The organism is Brevibacterium rongguiense (assembly GCF_009857845.1).
GTDB lineage: Bacteria > Actinomycetota > Actinomycetes > Actinomycetales > Brevibacteriaceae > Brevibacterium > Brevibacterium rongguiense.
On the sequence record NZ_WWEQ01000014.1, the window covers coordinates 39,227 to 55,271 of the forward strand.

A 16,045-nucleotide genomic window follows, 5' to 3' on the forward strand; every position below is an offset into this window, starting at 1 on the left:
CCACTCTAGGCGCCGGGGTTACGCTGGGCCCATGCCCAGGCCACTCCACTCGCTGACCCGCGCGGAGATCGCGGAGATCTGCGCGCGGCACTTCGGCTGCGAGGTCAGCGCCGGAGGCTTCATGGCCGGCGAGATCGCGGTCAACGTCGCGGTGGAGCCCGCGGACGGCGCGGGCCGCCTCGTCCTCAAGGGCGAGTACCCGAACCCCGCCATGATGCCCGAGCACGCCGACTGGGTCTGCCGGGTCCAGCAGCGCGCCCACGCCGCGGGTCTGCCCGTCGCCGGCCAGCGGCCAGCCGTGGAGCCGTTCGCGCCCCCGGGTGGGGAGTCCTCCGGCGTCCTGGCCCTCGTCGACATCGACGGGGAGCTCGCGATGTTCCGCCTCCAGGAGTACCTGCCCGGCAGCGTGGCCGCCGGCCGCGACTCCTACCCCGATTACCCCGCGCAGGTGGGCCGCCTCGCCGCCCGCCTGGCGGACGCGCTGGCCGCGGCGGCACCGGAGCCGGCACCCGTCCTCCACCCGTGGGCGTTCGAGACCACGGGGGCGAACGTCGCGTTCGCCTGCGACCGCATCCGCACGCTCGAGGCCGCCGGGCGCGTGCCCGCGGACTACGGCGCGGCGCTGTCCGCGGACGTGGCCCTGGCCCGCCGCGCCGCGCTCGCCTTCGAGCGCCGCGTGCGCCCGCGCCTGCCCGAGCTGCCCCGCCAGGTCGTCCACCAGGACGTCAACGACTTCAACCTGCTCGTCGCCGACGGCCGGATCACCGGCCTCATCGACTTCGGCGACTGCCGCAGCGCCCCGCGCCTGGCCGAGGCCGCCATCGCCGGCAGCTACACGATGCTCGGCCGGGCGGACCCGCGCGCCGCCTTCGCGGCCTTCGCCGCCGCCTATCAGGAGGCCGCCGAGCACCCGCTGGCCCCCGCCGAGGCGCGCCTCATCGAGCTCTCCGCCCTCGCGCGGCTGTGCCTCAACGCGTGCACGTGGACCGCGCGTGCCCTCACCGCCGGTCACGGGGACCCGCAGGCCGAATACGGCCGCGCGCGGATGCGACGCACCTGGCCCGTCGTGCGCGCCGTGGCCGCCGCGGTCCTCGCCGAGGCGGAGGCCGCGTGAACCCGCCCGGAGGCTGGGGGGCCGCGCTCGCCGAGTGGGTGGGCATGGACCCCTGGCGCATCCCCATCACGATCGTCTCCGCCGTGGGCATCTACCTGGCGTTCCTCCTGCTGGTCAAGGTCTTCGGCCCCCGCATCCTCACGGCGATGACGAGCTTCGACGCGGTGGTCGTCATCATGTTCGGCGCGGTGGCCGGCCGCGTCATCCTGGGCGACCCGCCCACCCTGGCGGTGGGCATCGTGGGGCTCGTGACGCTCATGTGCATGGAGGCGGCGTTCGGCGCCATCCAGCACCGCGTGGGCGCCGTGCGCAGCATCAACGCCCGCCCCACGGTGGTGCTGGCCCACGGCCGCTTCGTCGAGGAGGCGGTGCGCCGCGCGCACGTCTCCGACGCCGATGTCGTCGTCGCCCTGCGCAAGGCGGGCCTGGCTCGCTTCGAGCAGGCCCAGTGCGTCATCCTGGAGCCCAGCGGCGGCCTGAGCGTCATCCGGGCCGGCGAGCGCATCGACCCCGGCATGCTGGCCGGGGTCAGGGGAGCGGAGCTGGTGCTCAGAGCGCCGGCGGACACGGAGACAGGGGAGAGCTGATGGGCGGACGGGCCGTGGAGGATGCCGTGCGGGGTGCCGGTGTGAGCCGGCGGCGCGCCATGCAGGGGGCGGCGCTGGCCGGCTCCCTCGTGAGCGCCGGGGCGCTGAGCGCGTGCTCGGAGGAGAAGTCCGATGCCGGGCCGGTCACGCTCAAGGCCGCCGAGGTGCCCGTGGGCTCGGGCGTCGTCACCGGCGGCTGGGTCGTCGTCCAGCCGGTCAAGGGCGAGTTCCACGCGTTCTCCGCCGTCTGCCCCCACCAGGGCTGCATGGTCAAGACGGTGACAAAGGACGACATCATCTGCCCATGCCACTCCTCGGACTTCTCCACCGCCGACGGTTCGGTGAAGTCCGGTCCCGCGCAGAGCGGGCTCGCGCCGGCCAAGCTCGAGCGCAGCGGCGGCGAGCTGACGGTCTCCCAGGCCTGAGCGTCCGCGCCCCTCAGCGCAGCACGAGCGGCGCCGCGATGGCGCAGACGGCGACCGCGAGGATGAGCAGGTCGAGCGCCAGCGCCCAGCCCTGCGAGCGTCGGGCCCGCACGGCGCGGGCGTCCCCGGTCTGGAGTGCGACCGCGTCGACCGCACGGGCGTGCGGCCACAGGGCGCACGCGGCCCAGACGAGGAACCCGAGGCCCAGGATGCCCACCGCCCAGACCGGGGCCAGCCAGGCGGGTAGGGAGAAGAAGGCGAGGATGAGCGCCAGCCAGCCCGCCGCGGACACCGGCAGGCGGGCGAGCTCGAGCCGGCCCAGGGGCCGGCGGGCCAGGGAGGCGGGGTGCAGGCGCAGCAGCGGCCAGGCGGTGGCGACCAGAATGAGCAGGGCGCCCGTGAGTGCGATGATCATGAGTCCGCGCCCTCCTCGCGCAGCGCATCCGCCGCTTCGTCCACGCTCACGGCGCTGTCGGTGAGCACGACGAGACCGCGGCCGTGGGCGTCGAACCCGGCCCACGAGCGGTAGCCCCCGGTGGCGCCGTTGTGCCAGGTCAGGCCGTCCGTGTGCATCCAGACGTAGCCGATCTTCGCCCCGTCGTCGGCGTCCGCGCGCTCCTTCGCCGCGGCCGCGCCGGGCGCCGTGCCGTCCGCCATCGCGGCCACCCACAGGGCCATGTCGTGGGCGGTGGAGCGGATGGAGCCGGCCGGCGCCAGTGCCCCCAGCGTCCAGGGGCCGGCGGGCAGCCCCGCGGCTGTGTAGCCGTGGGGGCTGCCCGCCGGCAGGTCGGCCGGCCGCATGGGAACGGTCGTCTCGGTCATCCCGAGGGGTTCTAGCAGCCGCGCCCGCACGAGCGCCGGGTAGTCCGTGTGCGCCGCGCGGGCCACGGCCTGGCCCAGGAGCGCGACGCCCAGGTTCGAATAGGCGTAGTGGCCCGGGTCCGGCTCCGTCCGCGCGGCGTGTGCGAGCACTCCCGCGAGGTCCTTCGTGCAGGGGTCGAGGCGGGCCAGGGTGCGCGGCAGCTGCCCGAGGGGGGCCGCGTCCGCGCGGCGGGGGAACCCGGTCTGCTGCTCGGCCAGCTGCTCGAGGGTGAGCTCTCCCGCGGGCGCATCGCGCAGCTCGGGGAAGATGCTGCCGAGGCGCTGGGCGGCCCGCACCTCGCCCCGGCGGACCGCATCGGCGAAGAGGGCGGCGGTGAACGTCTTCGTGACCGAGCCGATCTCGAACACCGTGTGCTCATCCGCGCCGAAGCCTCCGAACCGGGGGCTGCTGCCGTCCTTCACCAGCGCGAACGCTCCACTGTGGCGGTATCCGGCGGGCAGGGCCGCCTGCACGCTGCGCGCCAGGGACTCGTCGCCCGCGGGCGCGCCGCGGAAGCCGCGCGGCCACGGGAAGGCCAGTGCGCACGCGGCGACGAGGGCCAGGGCGAGGGCCGCCGCGAGCATCCCGCGGCGGCTGCGGAGCAGGGCGCGCAGGCGCGGTGGCGGGGCGGGGCGCTCGAGTGGGGCGGGGCCCTGCGGTGGGCCGGGGGGCTGTGGCTGGGCGGCGGGTGTGGACACCGGTGGGCTCCTTCGGCGGGAGTCGGGCACTGCGGGCGGTGGAACGGTATGGGTCGGAGTGGTGTGTGGGTCGGAGTGCGGCGCGGGCCGGAGACCTGAGCGCCGGCGTGCGTGCGTGCGGGTGCAGGGGGGGCGTTCGTGCGTACGGGTGCGGGCGGGTTCAGTGGGAGGCGATGAGGATGAGGGCGAGCAGGGCGACGACCCGGTCGCCGGGCACCTCCCAGTGGCCCCGGCGGGGACTGCGCAGCCAGCCGGCGGCCGACAGCTGCCCCAGGTGGTGGTAGACCTGCCCCGAGGTGCCCAGGCCGGGCAGCGCCGCGAGATCCGCGGCCGTGTCCACACCCGCCAGCACCGCCTGTGCGAGGGCGAGCCGCACGGGGTGGGCCAGGGCGCTCAGGCGCTCGGCGGCATCGGCGAAGTCGCCGTCGAGCAGCGCCGCGGTGGGCAGGCCGTACTGCCAGCGCAACCGCCCGCCCCCGGGCGCGGGGGCGGTGCCGGCGTAGAGCACGACATCCTCGTCCCCGTAGCGCTCCCGCATGCCGTCGAGTACCCAGAAGTCGCCCTCGGGCGGCGCCGCCTCGGCCCCAGCAGGCCCAGCGCCGGCCCCAGCAGCCCCAGCGCCCGCCTCGGCTGCGGTGCTCGCTGCGGCGGCACCGGCAGCACCGGGCGACGGAGCCAGCCCAGGGGCGCCCGGCTGTCCGGCGGCACCGGACAACTGGGGTGCACCGGACAACCGGGGTGCACCGGGCAGCCTCGGGGCACTGGACAGCCCAGATGCGCCCGGCAGCGCGGCGAGAAGGCGCTGGAGGGCGCCCTCGAGCGCGTCGATGCGCCGCTCGAGGCGCTCGTGGGGGGCGGGGCTGTCGCTGTCATCCTGATCGGCCATAGACCGATAATAACGTAATTACGTAGAACTAGGGTGCGCTGTCCGGCCGGCGGTAGAGTCGGGGCATGGACAGCGACGAGCGCTTCGAGCAGATGAACTTCCACACCCGCAAGTGGGTGCGCCCGGAGGACCTCAACGCCAACGGCACGCTGTTCGGCGGCAGCCTGCTGCGCTGGATCGACGACGAGGCAGTCGTCTACGCGATGATCCAGCTGGGCAACCAGCGCATCGTCACGAAGTACATCTCCGAGATCAACTTCCTCGCCTCCGCGGTGCAGGGCGACATCATCGAGATCGGGCTGCAGGCCGTGCACTTCGGCCGCACCTCGCTGACCATGCGCTGCGAGGTGCGCAACATCCTCACCGAGCAGATCATCCTCTCGATCGACAAGATCGTCTTCGTGGGCATCGGCGAGGACGGGCGCCCCAAGGAGCACGGCTACTCGACGATCACGTACGAGCGGGACCGCTTCTCAGACGCCATGCGCCGCCGCTGAGGCCTCACAGCGATCCCAGCGCCAGCGCGAGGCCCGCGGCCGCTCCCGCCGCGGCCCCGGCCGCGCTCGTGAGCCGCAGCCCGGCCAGTCGGGCGCGCCACGTCCGGGCCCCCTCCGGCAGGTCGCCGCTGCGGCCACGGGAATCCGCGCGGGCGTCGAAGGCGATGCGCGCCGGGTCCAGCGGGTCCAGGCGCACGGGGATGAGCGCCCCGGCCACCACGCGCTCGGCGTCCACGGCCTCGAGGTGCCAGACGAGCCGCGAGCGCACGGGCGGGGCCGGCCGCGCGCCCCGGGCCTCGGGGCGCGCGCTCACCAGCAGCGCCAGCCGCCACCCGGTGCCGGCGCGGCTGCGCCTGACGGTGCGGACCCGTGCGGAGCCCGGGATTCCCCGCGCCGCGAGCTCGCCGGCCGCGCGGCGCGGGACTTCGACGGTACGTCCGGGGCGGGCGCCCAGGGCCAGGAACCAGGCGGCGGCCAGGGCGAGGACCGGTGGCCAGCCCAGCAGCAGCGGGCGCAGCCCCGCATCGAGCCCGGGCAGCCTGCCCGTCGTGGAGCCGGCGGCGGCAGCGGCTGTGAGGGCGCAGCCCAGCCCCAGGCAGAACCACAGCGCGCAGCGGCCCAGCGGCAACCGGCGCGGGGGCGGCACGGCGGGGGAGCGCGGATGAGCGGCGACCATGGGCCCACGCTAGGGGCGGGCGGGAAACGGGGCGGAACACGGCGGCGACGGGCGCATGAATCCCGGCCGGCGCCCCGACGGCGGGCCCCGAACCGCGGGCCGGCGATCCTCTAGACTGATCCGGTGACTCCAGCCCACGACACGGCAGCGACCGCTGCCCCCGCCCCGCCGCCGGCGCGCCTGAGCGCGCGCGACGGCGCGTTCATGATCGCCCGGGGCGCCGCCGGCGCCGCGTTCGGGCTGGCGACCGTCTTCTGGCCGCGCGTGCAGCTGGCCAGCGCCGCCCAGCTGGCGATCGGCGTGCGCACCGCCGCGCTCGTCACCCTCGGCTACCTGCTCGTGGCGGGCATCCTCCTGTTCCTCCAGAGCGTGCGCCAGCGCGGCACCGTGCGCCTGGTCCTCCAGTGCGAGGCGATCATCGTGCTGCCGGCCGCGGTCTTCCTGCTGCTGGCCCAGCAGCCGGGCCAGCTGCGCGCCGCCGTGTGCATCTGGGCGCTGCTCTACGGCCTGCTCGAGCTGTGGATGTACCGCGTGCGCCGCGCGGAGCCCATGGCCGCCGACTTCCTCATCTCCGCGGGGCTGCACGTCCTGCTCGCGGTCATCGTGGGCTTCGGCACCCAGATGGCGGCCCTGTCGGTGTTCGGGTTCGCCGGCGCCGCCGTCCTCATCGTCTCCGTCCTCTTCATCGTCGGCGGCGCCACCCGCCGCATGCGCGCCCGGAAAGAAGCATGAACCCAAGCCTGGAGGCCGCCCGGCCCTTCCCCGACTCGTTTGACCCGGCAGCCCCCACCGCGGGACCGCTGGGCGACCTCGCCGTCGCGATGCGCACGCTCGATCCCGCCCTCTTCGAGGCGCTCGTGCAGGTGGCGCGCTCGCCCCGGCTGCTCGTGGCGACGGACTACGACGGCACGATCGCCCCGATCGTCGACCGCCCCACCCACGCCTACCCGCTCGAGCTGTCCGTCGTGTCGATGCGCGCCCTCGCCGCGCTGCGCGACACCTCCACCGCGGTGATCTCCGGGCGCTCCCTGCGCGACCTCGCCGCCATGTCGCGCCTGCCGCGCGAGGTGGCCCTCGTGGGCTCGCACGGCAGCGAGCGCGACACGGACTTCGACGAGACCTTCGACGAGCGCGAGCGGGCGAGCATCGACCGGATCCTCGCGGCCGCCGGTGAGCTCGCCGCGCAGCGCCCGGAGATCCACATCGAGAAGAAGCCCACCGGCGTCGCCGTGCACCTGCGCGGCCTGGCCCCGGAGGCGCGCGCGGATGCCCTGGCCGTCATCGACTCGCTGGCCGGAGTGGACGGGATCGGCGTCCTGTGGGGCAAGGAGGTCGCGGACCTCACCGCCACGGACTCCACGAAGGGCGACGCCCTGCGCGAGCTGCGCGAGCGCGGCGGCGATCCGGCCGTGCTCTACATCGGCGACGACACCTCAGACGAGGCCGCGTTCGTCACGCTCGGCGGCACGGACGTGGGCGTCAGGGTCGCCGAGGACGGTGCGGACGCTCCCACCGTCGCCGCCTACCGGGTGGCGGACCCGGACGCCGTGGCGCTCGTGCTCACCACGATCTTCGAGCTGCGCCGGGCGTGGCTGTTCGGCCGCACCGCCGTGCCGATCCAGCGCCACTCGCTGCTGGCCAACGGCCAGTCCACGGCGCTGGTGGACCCGGAGGGCAGCATCTGCTGGATGCCCCACCCCCTGCCGCACTCCGCCTCGCTGTTCTCCGAGATCCTCGGCTCGGACATCGCCGGCTACTTCTCCGTCACCCCGGCGGCGCTGAGCGGGCGGGCGGCCAAGCCGCTCACGCAGCGCTACCGGGGCGCCTCCACGATCGTCGAGACGCGCTGGGCCGGCCTCACCCTGCTCGACTACCTCGCCCCCGTGGACGAGGACAGCTCGGAGACCGTGCTCGTGCGCGTGCTCACCGGGGACGCGGAGGCCGAGGTGCGCTTCGCCCCCCGCCCCGACTACGGCTCCGCGCCCGTGCGCCTCGAGGCCGACGGCGACACCGTGCGCGTGCTCGGCACCCCCGAGCCCATCGTCCTGCACGCCCCGGGCCTCGAGTTCGAGATCGTCCAGGTCCGCGGCTCCGACACCGCGGTGGCACGGGTGCGGCCCGCGGACTGCGAATCGGGCCACGCCGTGCTCACCCTCGTGTGCGGGGAGTCGGAGGACATCGCCACGCTCACCCAGGGCAACGAGCAGGCGGTGCGCGCCCGCGCGGAGGGCTACTGGACGAACTGGGTGGCGAGCCTGCGGCTGCCGGGGCTGCGCCGCGATGAGGTGATCCGCTCCGCGATCACGCTGCGCGCGCTGTGCCACACGCCCACGGGCGGGGTGCTGGCCGCGGCCACCTCCTCGCTGCCGGAGGGGATCGGCGGCATCCGCAACTGGGACTACCGCTACTGCTGGCTGCGCGACGGGTCCATGACGGTGCACACGCTGCTCCAGCTGGGCTCCTCGGCGGAGGCCGAGGGCTTCCTCCAGTGGCTCAGCGGCATCCTCGCCGAGGCCTCCGGGCCCGAGCAGCTCCACCCCCTCTACGCGGTCGACGGCTCCGTGCTCACGACCGAGGCGGTCCTCGAGCACCTGCCCGGCTACGCCGGCTCGCGCCCCGTGCGCGTGGGCAACGCCGCCGAGCACCAGGTCCAGCTCGATGTCTTCGGGCCCGTCACGGAGCTCATCGCGGCGCTGGCCGCCGAGTTCGGCGACCTCAGCGACGAGCACTGGGAGCTGGCCTGCCAGATGGTCATCGCCGTCGAGCGGCGCTGGCGCGAGCCCGATCACGGGATCTGGGAGGCCCGCCGGGAGCCCAAGCACAACGTCTACACGAAGGTCATGTGCTGGGTGACGGTCGACCGCGCGATCCGCCTGGCCGACCGTTTCGGGCGCGAACTGCCCGGCGCCTGGCGCCAGCTGCGCGAGGAGATCGCCGAGGACGTCATCTCCCGCGGCTGGAACGAGGAGGTGGGCGCCTACACGGTTGCCTACGGCGAGGACGACCTCGACTCCGCGTGCCTGTTCGTGGGCCTGTCCGGGCTGCTGGCCCCGGATGACCCGCGCTTCATCGCGACCGTCGACGCCATCGAGCGCGACCTGCGGGTGGGGCCCACGGTCTTCCGCTACCGCTACGAGGACGGGCTGCCCGGCCTGGAGGGCGGCTTCCACATCTGCACGACGTGGCTCATCGAGGCGTTCATCCTCGTGGGCCGCCACGACGATGCGCGCGACCTGTTCGCCCGCCTCACGGACCTCATGGGCCCCACCGGGCTGTTCTCCGAGGAGTACGACCCCGCCTCCGAGGTCCACCTGGGCAACCACCCGCAGGCATACTCCCACCTGGGCTACATCCGGGTGGCCCGGATGCTCGACGCGCTGTAGCGCCGGCCGGGAGCCCGGGAGACCGGGAGACCCGGCGGCGGTGCGGTCGCCGGGTAGGGTGCCCCCATGAGGATCCCGCCCCGCACCCCGCTCTGGTGGCTCGGCATCGCGGTGCCGCTGGCCGGCGCCGCGCTGGCCGCGGGGTTTACCTGTACCTGGGCCCGAGCCCCCGCGACGCCGACGTCGAGCTGCTGGCGCTCGGCGCCGTCCTCCTGCTGCTGCGCACCCTGCCGTTCCTGGCGACGGCCGTGCTCATGGCGCTCGTGCGCACCGGCGGCCCCGCCTGGGCCGGGGGCCTCGCCTACGCCCTGCTGGCGGGGGCGCTCGAGGTGTGGGTCGACGTCTCGGTCCTCACCTCGGACAGCTCCACCGCCGGGATCGGGCTCATCATGGGCCCCGCGCTCAGCGTGTGCCTCGTGGCGCCGGCCGTCGCGATCGTCTGCGCGCTCGCCGTCGGCATCCGGCGCCTGCGCCGTCGCCGCGCGCGCGGCCGGGCGGACTGACAGACGGGCGCCTGACAGACCGCCGCCTGGCGCTTGCGCCGCCGCCGCGCGCGCAGCCGGGTCGCCTGACAGACGGGCGCCTGACAGGCCGCCGCCTGGTGCGTCGCCGCCGGGTTCGGCTCAGTGCCGGGCGCCGTGCGGGCCCGGCACGGTGTCCGCGGGGGCGGCCGAGGCGGGGCGCGCCTCGGCGGCGGCGCTCGCCTGGTCCGCCGGCGAGGGGAACTCGACGCGCGCCTGCGCGCCGCCATTCGCGCCGTTGCGGAAGACCAGCCGCATGCCCAGCAGCTTCGCCTGCCCCTGGGCGATGACGAGCCCGAGGCCCATGCCGCCGCCGCCCGCGGAGACGAAGCGGGTGGGCCCGGCGTCGATGATGTCCGCGGGGTAGCCCGCGCCCGCGTCGCTGACCATGACCGCGCCGTTGTCCACGACGATCGAGATCGGGTCGGCGCCGTGGCGCACCGCGTTGGTGATGAGGTTGCTCACGATCCGCTCGAAGCGGCGCTGGTCGGTGACGATGACGGCGTCCGGGGCGCGGTAGTCCTCGATCACCACGTGCTCGCCCAGCGCCCCCGAGGCGCGCAGCGTGGTGAGCAGGGACTTCACCGCGCTCACGACGGTGACCGGGCCCATGACGGGCTCCGCGCGCCCGGCGTCCAGGCGCGAGACCTCGAGCAGGTCCTCGACGAGCACCTGGAGCCGGTGCACGCGATCGCGGACGAGCTCGGCCGGCCGCGAGTCCTCCTCGAGGAGGTTCGCAGCGTTGACGAGGCCCGTGAGCGGGGTGCGCATCTCGTGGGCGAGGTCGGCGGTGAAGCGCTGCTCGGAGTCGAGGCGCTCGGCGAGCCGGGCGACGGCGGAGTCGACCGCCTCGGCGAAGGCGGAGACCTCGTCGTCGCCGGCCGCCACGACATCGGAGATCTTCTCGCTCGTGTCACCGGCGGCGATCCGCCGGGCCGTCTGGGCGCCCAGCGTGAGCCGGCGCGAGATCTGCCCCGCCACGAGCGAGCCGATGCCGCCGATCACCACCGCGGAGCCGATCATGCCGTAGAGGATCGCCCGGTCGATGCGCTCGAGGAGCTCCGCTGACTCCTCGGTGGAGGCGCGCACGGAGATGACCGCGGCGTGGGAGCCCACCTGGATGGGCCCGGCGGCCCAGATGACGTTCTTGCCGTCGACCTGCGAGCGGATCGTCACGCTCTGGCCCTTGAGGGCCGCACTGCGCGCCTCCGCGGGCAGCGCCGAGTCGTCGACGCTCGTGTTGAGGGTGAGGACGCCGGTCTCCGCGTAGATCGTCGTGGCATCGGAGAGCTGGTCGGTGACGTTCTCGCGCATCCGGTTGTCCTCCGCGGACGCCGCGGAGTGGCGGACGATGAAGCCGCAGGAGAGCACCGCGATGACGACGGAGGCGACGATGACGATGACGATCTTCCACCGCAGGGACATGCGGGGGCCTCAGCCTGCGAAGCGGTAGCCGAAGCCGCGGACGGTCTCGATCATCCGCGCGCCGATCTTCTTGCGCAGCCGCTGGATGTGGACGTCGACGACGCGGGAGTCGCCGGCCCACTCGTAGCCCCACACGGTGTAGGCGATCTTCTCCCGCGAGTACACGTGGCCCGGCTCCTCCGTGAGCAGGAGGAGGATGCGCAGCTCCGTGGGGGTGAGGTGGACGTCCTCCCCGTCGACGAGCACCGTGAGCCGGGCCGTGTCGAGGGTGAGCGAGCCGAGCTTCGTGCGATGGCCCTCGAGGTCCTGGCCGGCGTGGCCGAAGCCGCCCTGCGGCCCCGCGCTGCTCTCCGGGCGCGCCGGCTGGCTGCCGTGGCCGTGGGAGTCGTACGTCGTGGGGTTCGTCAGGCCGGGGCTGGGGCCAAGCACCTCGGGAATCCCATCGGAGTCGACGGTGCCGCCGGCGCCCAGCTCTGGGGCCTGCGCCGGGGCGCCGATCTCATCGGGGCTGAAGCCCAGCTGGCCGGTGCCGGCGGTGATGAAGCGGCGCACGACCGCGCGGATGCGCGCGTTGAGCACCTGCATATCGAACGGCTTCGTCAGGTAGTCGTCGGCGCCCGCCTCGAGGGCCTGGACGATGTCGATGGGCTCCGAGCGGGCGGAGATGACGATGATGGGCACCGTCGAGCGCTCCCGGATCGCGCGCGTGATGGAGGCGCCGTTCATGGTGGGCAGCATGAGGTCGAGCAGGACGATGTCCGTGCCGTGGGAGGCGACGAACTCGTAGCCGTCGCGGCCGTCCTCGAACGCGGTGACGGTGTAGCCGAAGCGCTCCAGCGCGATCTGGGTGGTCTCGCGGATGACCTCGTCATCCTCGACCAGCACGATGTGCATCCCTGTCCTCCCCTCAGCCCGTGGTGTCCCGGCTGATCCTCTGCCCCGCCTCGAAGCGCCCGCTGTGGTAACGGTACACGCGCACCGACCACCCGGACGGGCAGCAGCGCGGGTCGCCCTTGCGGTAGAGCGATTCCTGTGCAACGAGCGTCCCGCCCTGGCCGGGGCTGACCGTGAGGTCGTGGCCCGTGACGAAGAGCTTGACCGCCGGCCGGTCGGACTGGTCGGCCACGACGAACGCGGCGAACGGCTGGTCTTCGCTGGGCGCGGTGAGCGCGGCGAGCTGGAACTTCTCGCTGCCGATCCGCAGGGGCGTGCGCAGCTCGAGGCAGTCCTCGCACGAGCGCAGCACCTCGCCTGCCTGATCGTATCCTGCCTGGTCGGCCAGCCGGGACTCGGCCAGGATGGCGGTGCGCAGCCGGGCCGCGGAGTACGGGCGGTCCGCGCGCCCCGCCTGGGCGGTGCTCGCGGCGGTGGGCGCCTGGGCGGTCTCCTGCGCCTCGACGCGCAGGTTGTGCTGCCGGGCGGGCTGGCAGCCGCTGAGCGCGCACGCGCAGGCGAGCGCCGTGGCGAGCGCGCGGGCGGCGGCGCGGGCACCGGTGCGGAAGCCGGTGCGGGCGCCGCCGCGGGCCGCGGCGCGGGACAGGGGGAGGGGCACGCCCCAAGTGTAGAATGGGCGGCGCTATGAAGGCCTCAGATCACGCGCCGCAGTCGCCGGCGCAGCCCCCGCACCGGCCCCGCCGTTCGCGACAGGTGCCCTACTCCGATGCCCTCGTGCTGGGGATGATCGCCGCCGCGGTGGTGCTCATCAGCACGATCGTCTTCACGCGGGCTTGGCTGTCGCTGGCGGCCATGGGCCTGTGCGGCATCTACACGGTCGCCGCGTTCGTCCTGGTCGCGGGGATCTCCATGCTCCTCAACCGCCTCATCCGCAACGACGGCGGCGACGAGGAGGAGCAGTACCCGGTCCTGCACTGAGATGTCTGGCTGCATCGAACGGCCGGGCTGCATCGAGCGTCCGGGCCGGTGCGCCCGTCAGCGGAAGCGCAGCAGGCGCAGGCTGTTGAGGACGACGAAGACCGAGCTGAACGCCATCGCCGCCCCCGCGATCATCGGGTTGAGCAGGCCGAGCGCCGCCACCGGCAGCGCCGCCACGTTGTAGGCGAACGCCCAGAACAGGTTGCCCCGGATGAGCCGGACGGTGGCCCGCGAGAGCCGGATGGCCTGCGGGATCTGGCGCGGGTCGCTGCGCATGAGCGTGATGTCCGCGGCCGCAATCGCCGCGTCCGTGCCGCTGCCCATCGCGATCCCCAGGTTCGCCCGCGCGAGCGCCGCGGCGTCGTTGATCCCATCGCCCACCATCGCCGTCTGCCGGCCGGCGGCCTGGAGGGCGGCGATCGCGTCGGACTTGTCGGCCGGCCGGACGTCGGCGCGCACCTCGGCGATGCCCACCTCGGCGGCGACCGCGCGCGCATTGGCCTCGCTGTCGCCGGTGAGCAGGACGGTGGACAGCCCTAGCGCGTGGAGCTGCGCGATGGCCTCGCGGGCCCCCGGCCGCACGGTGTCGGCCACCGCGGCGCTGCCGCGATAGGAGCCGTCGACGGCCACCGCGATCCCGGCCCCGTCCGCCGCGGGGGGCACGTCGACACCCTACTCGCGCAGCAGCCCGGGCCGGCCGATGAGCACGCGGTGCCCGTCCACCCGGGCGCGGACACCGCCGCCGGGGATCGCGGCGAAGTCACAGACGGCGGCCCGGGCGGTGCCCTCCTGCGGTGCGGCGGCGGCGATGGCCCGCGCGATCGGATGCTCGGACATGGCCTCGGCGGCGGCGGCGAGCCGGAGGTCCGCGGCCGCCAGCGTGGTGCCGGCCACGCGCATCCGCCCCTCGGTGATGGTGCCCGTCTTGTCGAGCACGACGGTGTCGAGCGAGCGGGCGGACTCGAGCGCCTCGGCGCCGGAGACGAGGATGCCCAGCTGCGAGCCGCGCCCGGAGGAGACCGCCAGCGCCGTGGGCGTGGCGAGGCCCAGGGCGCACGGGCACGCGATGACGAGGACGGTGAGGCCGGCGCGCAGGCCCGCAGGCCAGTCGCCCGCGGCGAGCCCCCAGCCGAGCAGGGTCGCCAGGGCGATGGCGAAGACCACGGGGACGAAGACGGCGGAGATCCGGTCGGCCAGGCGCTGCATGCGCGGCTTGCCGGCCTGGGCCCGGGAGACGAGCTGGGCCAGCTGGGCGAGGGTCGAGTCCGCGCCCACGCGCTGGGTGCGCACCGTGAGCGCACCCGTCGTGTTGACGGTGCCGCCCACCACCTGAGCGCCGGGCGCCACGTCGACGGGCACCGGCTCGCCGGTGAGCATCGAGGTGTCGACCGCGGAGGTCCCGGCGACCACCTCGCCGTCGGCGGGAACGGTCTCGCCGGGGCGCACGAGCACGAGGTCGCCCGGGCGCAGCCCGTCGGCCGGGACGTCGACGGGCGCCGCCCCGGGCCGCTCGACGAGATGGGCGCTCTTGGCGCCCAGGCTCAGCAGTTCGCGCAGCGCCTTCGTGGCGCTGCCCTTCGCGCGCTCCTCGATGAGGCGGCCGGCCAGCAGGAACAGCGTGACGGCGTCCGCGGCCTCGAACCACACGTGCTCGGCCGAGCCCAGTGCCACGGTGGCCAGCGAGTAGCCCGTGGAGACGATGATCCCCACGCTCACTAGGGTGTCCATCGTCGAGGAGCCCCCGCGGGCGGCCTTGAAGGCGGCGACGTGGAACGGCCAGGCCGCCCACGTGACGACCGGGAGGCTGAGGAACGCGACGACCCACTGCCAGCCGGCGAAGTGCCACGGCATGACCATCGACAGCACGATGGCGGGCAGGCCGAAGGCGAGCGCGCCGATGAGGCGGGGGCGCAGCGCGCGCGGGTCGTAGTCCTCCACGAGCCCACCGCCGTCCGCGCCGGAGCGCACGGAGGCGCCGTAGCCGGTGCGCTCGACGGTGTCCGTCAGCTGCGCGTCGCTGACCCCGGCCGGCACCCGCACATGGGCCGAATTCAGCGGCAGGCTCACGGTGGCGTGCACCCCGTCGATGCGGTTGAGCTTCTTCTCGATGCGCGCCGAGCAGGCCGCGCAGGTCATCCCGGAGATGTCGAGGTCGACCTCGCGGGCGGGCGACGCGGGCGACGCGGGGGACTGGGCGGACGCGGCGGCCGTGCCGGGGCGGGCGGGGGAGGCGGGCATCAGGCCAGCTCGTATCCCGCCTCGTCGACGGCGGCGGCGACCTGGGCGGCGGCCAGCGGCTGCGCCGCGGTCACGCTCACCCGGCTCCGGCCGCCGGGGACCAGGTCGACGTCGACCGATTCGACGCCGGGCAGCGCGCCCAGCTCCTGGCTCACGGCGCGCACGCAGTGCTCGCAGGTCATGCCGGTGACGGTGTAGTGCTCGGTGCTCATGGCGCTCCTCCTGGTGGGGCCGGTCGATGGTGGGCTGCGTGATCGTGGGACTGCGTGATCGTGGGGCCGTGCGATGGGCGGGCTGTGCTCAGCTCTTGATGAGGCGCGCGATCGCGGCGCTCGCCTCGGCGAGCTTCGCCTCCCCGGCCTCCGGGGACTCGCGTGCCGCGTCGGCCACGCAGTGGGACATGTGGTCGTGGAGGAGCGTGACCCCCACGGCGTGCAGCGCCGCGTTGATCGCGGAGATCTGGGTGAGGACGTCGATGCAGTACGTGTCCTCCTCGATCATCCGGCCCACGCCGCGCACCTGGCCCTCGATGCGCCGCATGCGCTTGGCGAGCGCGTCCTTCTCCGCGGTATAGCCCGGCGGCTGGCTCTCGTCGATCTTCACGCCTCGAATATATACCCCCCGGAGGTATTGTCAACGCCGGTTGCGCGGCCGCCTCCGGCCCACCGAGCCCTGGGCACGCAGCCGGGTCTCGGGGCCCCGGGCTCGCACCCGAACCCCGGGCCGCCCGCGCGGCGGCACCGGCCCCGCGGCTTCGCTAGGCTGTGGGGGCATGGGGGACGGTTCGAGATCGAACGCGGCCGCACCCGGGGGCACGGGCGCGCCGGGGGCCGCATCCGGCGCTGCCCCGGCGCGCCGGCC

At 74.8% G+C, this 16,045-nt stretch carries 17 protein-coding genes and 1 pseudogene; 8 read left to right on the plus strand and 10 right to left on the minus strand.

Annotated elements, in window-relative coordinates:
• The first annotated feature begins 31 nt into the window (after positions 1-31).
• The 3 genes from GSY69_RS04995 to GSY69_RS05005 are packed head-to-tail and all read left to right on the plus strand — an operon-like array spanning position 32 to position 2,126.
• Complete coding sequence (locus GSY69_RS04995; protein ID WP_160952776.1) at positions 32-1,114, plus strand: phosphotransferase; 1,083 nt, start codon at positions 32-34, stop codon at positions 1,112-1,114.
• Positions 1,111-1,701 (plus strand): DUF421 domain-containing protein, encoded by a 591-nt coding sequence (locus GSY69_RS05000; protein ID WP_268525410.1) that lies wholly within the window; start codon positions 1,111-1,113, stop codon positions 1,699-1,701. The genes GSY69_RS04995 and GSY69_RS05000 overlap by 4 nt, the downstream gene beginning before the upstream one ends.
• The gene (locus tag GSY69_RS05005; protein WP_235936301.1) at positions 1,701-2,126 is read left to right on the plus strand and encodes a Rieske (2Fe-2S) protein; all 426 of its coding nucleotides are present in this window, start codon (positions 1,701-1,703) and stop codon (positions 2,124-2,126) included. Before GSY69_RS05000 ends, GSY69_RS05005 begins: the two co-directional genes overlap by 1 nt.
• 13 nt (positions 2,127-2,139) lie before the next feature.
• Here the strand turns inward: GSY69_RS05005 and GSY69_RS05010 are convergent, their stop codons facing one another.
• The 3 genes from GSY69_RS05010 to GSY69_RS14165 form a co-directional block, all read right to left on the minus strand.
• Complete coding sequence (locus GSY69_RS05010) at positions 2,140-2,541, minus strand: hypothetical protein (protein ID WP_160952777.1); 402 nt, start codon at positions 2,539-2,541, stop codon at positions 2,140-2,142.
• On the minus strand, positions 2,538-3,686 hold the full coding sequence (locus tag GSY69_RS05015) for a serine hydrolase domain-containing protein (protein WP_160952778.1): 1,149 nt from the start codon (positions 3,684-3,686) through the stop codon (positions 2,538-2,540). Before GSY69_RS05015 ends, GSY69_RS05010 begins: the two co-directional genes overlap by 4 nt.
• Before the next feature lie 160 nt (positions 3,687-3,846).
• A complete protein-coding gene (locus GSY69_RS14165; protein WP_202410822.1) occupies positions 3,847-4,572 on the minus strand; it encodes an ArsR/SmtB family transcription factor in 726 nt (241 codons plus the stop codon).
• Between the two features lie 65 nt (positions 4,573-4,637).
• Here GSY69_RS14165 and GSY69_RS05025 point away from each other — a divergent pair, with 65 nt between their 5' ends.
• Positions 4,638-5,069: an acyl-CoA thioesterase gene (locus tag GSY69_RS05025; RefSeq protein ID WP_202410823.1), complete on the plus strand. Its 432-nt coding sequence runs from the start codon at positions 4,638-4,640 to the stop codon at positions 5,067-5,069.
• Positions 5,070-5,073: 4 nt separating this feature from the next.
• Here GSY69_RS05025 and GSY69_RS05030 read toward each other — a convergent pair whose 3' ends face one another.
• Complete coding sequence (locus GSY69_RS05030) at positions 5,074-5,745, minus strand: hypothetical protein (protein WP_160952780.1); 672 nt, start codon at positions 5,743-5,745, stop codon at positions 5,074-5,076.
• A gap of 123 nt (positions 5,746-5,868) precedes the next feature.
• Between GSY69_RS05030 and GSY69_RS05035 the strand changes: the two genes are divergently transcribed.
• From GSY69_RS05035 to GSY69_RS05045, 3 genes are all read left to right on the plus strand, one after another.
• Positions 5,869-6,477, plus strand: a complete 609-nt coding sequence (locus GSY69_RS05035; RefSeq protein WP_160952781.1) for a hypothetical protein — start codon at positions 5,869-5,871, stop codon at positions 6,475-6,477.
• A complete protein-coding gene (gene otsB, locus GSY69_RS05040; protein ID WP_160952782.1) occupies positions 6,474-9,128 on the plus strand; it encodes a trehalose-phosphatase in 2,655 nt (884 codons plus the stop codon). The genes GSY69_RS05035 and otsB overlap by 4 nt, the downstream gene beginning before the upstream one ends.
• A 95-nt stretch (positions 9,129-9,223) precedes the next feature.
• Entirely contained in the window at positions 9,224-9,631 is a 408-nt protein-coding gene (locus tag GSY69_RS05045) for a hypothetical protein (protein ID WP_160952783.1), read from the plus strand.
• 120 nt (positions 9,632-9,751) lie between these two features.
• Here the strand turns inward: GSY69_RS05045 and GSY69_RS05050 are convergent, their stop codons facing one another.
• The 3 genes from GSY69_RS05050 to GSY69_RS05060 are packed head-to-tail and all read right to left on the minus strand — an operon-like array spanning position 9,752 to position 12,626.
• The gene (locus GSY69_RS05050; protein ID WP_160952784.1) at positions 9,752-11,074 is read right to left on the minus strand and encodes a sensor histidine kinase; all 1,323 of its coding nucleotides are present in this window, start codon (positions 11,072-11,074) and stop codon (positions 9,752-9,754) included.
• 9 nt (positions 11,075-11,083) lie between these two features.
• Positions 11,084-11,968, minus strand: coding sequence for a response regulator transcription factor (locus GSY69_RS05055; protein WP_160952785.1), 885 nt, complete (start codon positions 11,966-11,968; stop codon positions 11,084-11,086).
• Positions 11,969-11,981: 13 nt separating this feature from the next.
• The gene (locus GSY69_RS05060; RefSeq protein WP_160952786.1) at positions 11,982-12,626 is read right to left on the minus strand and encodes a hypothetical protein; all 645 of its coding nucleotides are present in this window, start codon (positions 12,624-12,626) and stop codon (positions 11,982-11,984) included.
• Positions 12,627-12,652: 26 nt separating this feature from the next.
• On the opposite strand from GSY69_RS05060, the gene GSY69_RS05065 reads away from it, so the two are divergent.
• Positions 12,653-12,946: a hypothetical protein gene (locus GSY69_RS05065; RefSeq protein ID WP_160952787.1), complete on the plus strand. Its 294-nt coding sequence runs from the start codon at positions 12,653-12,655 to the stop codon at positions 12,944-12,946.
• 57 nt (positions 12,947-13,003) lie between these two features.
• On the opposite strand, the pseudogene GSY69_RS05070 reads toward GSY69_RS05065, so the two are convergent.
• From GSY69_RS05070 to GSY69_RS05080, 3 genes and pseudogenes are all read right to left on the minus strand, one after another.
• A pseudogene (locus GSY69_RS05070) lies at positions 13,004-15,184 on the minus strand (heavy metal translocating P-type ATPase).
• On the minus strand, positions 15,184-15,396 hold the full coding sequence (locus GSY69_RS05075) for a heavy-metal-associated domain-containing protein (RefSeq protein ID WP_160952788.1): 213 nt from the start codon (positions 15,394-15,396) through the stop codon (positions 15,184-15,186). Before GSY69_RS05075 ends, GSY69_RS05070 begins: the two are co-directional and overlap by 1 nt.
• An 88-nt stretch (positions 15,397-15,484) precedes the next feature.
• On the minus strand, positions 15,485-15,787 hold the full coding sequence (locus GSY69_RS05080; protein ID WP_328698769.1) for a metal-sensitive transcriptional regulator: 303 nt from the start codon (positions 15,785-15,787) through the stop codon (positions 15,485-15,487).
• Positions 15,788-16,045: the final 258 nt, after the last annotated feature.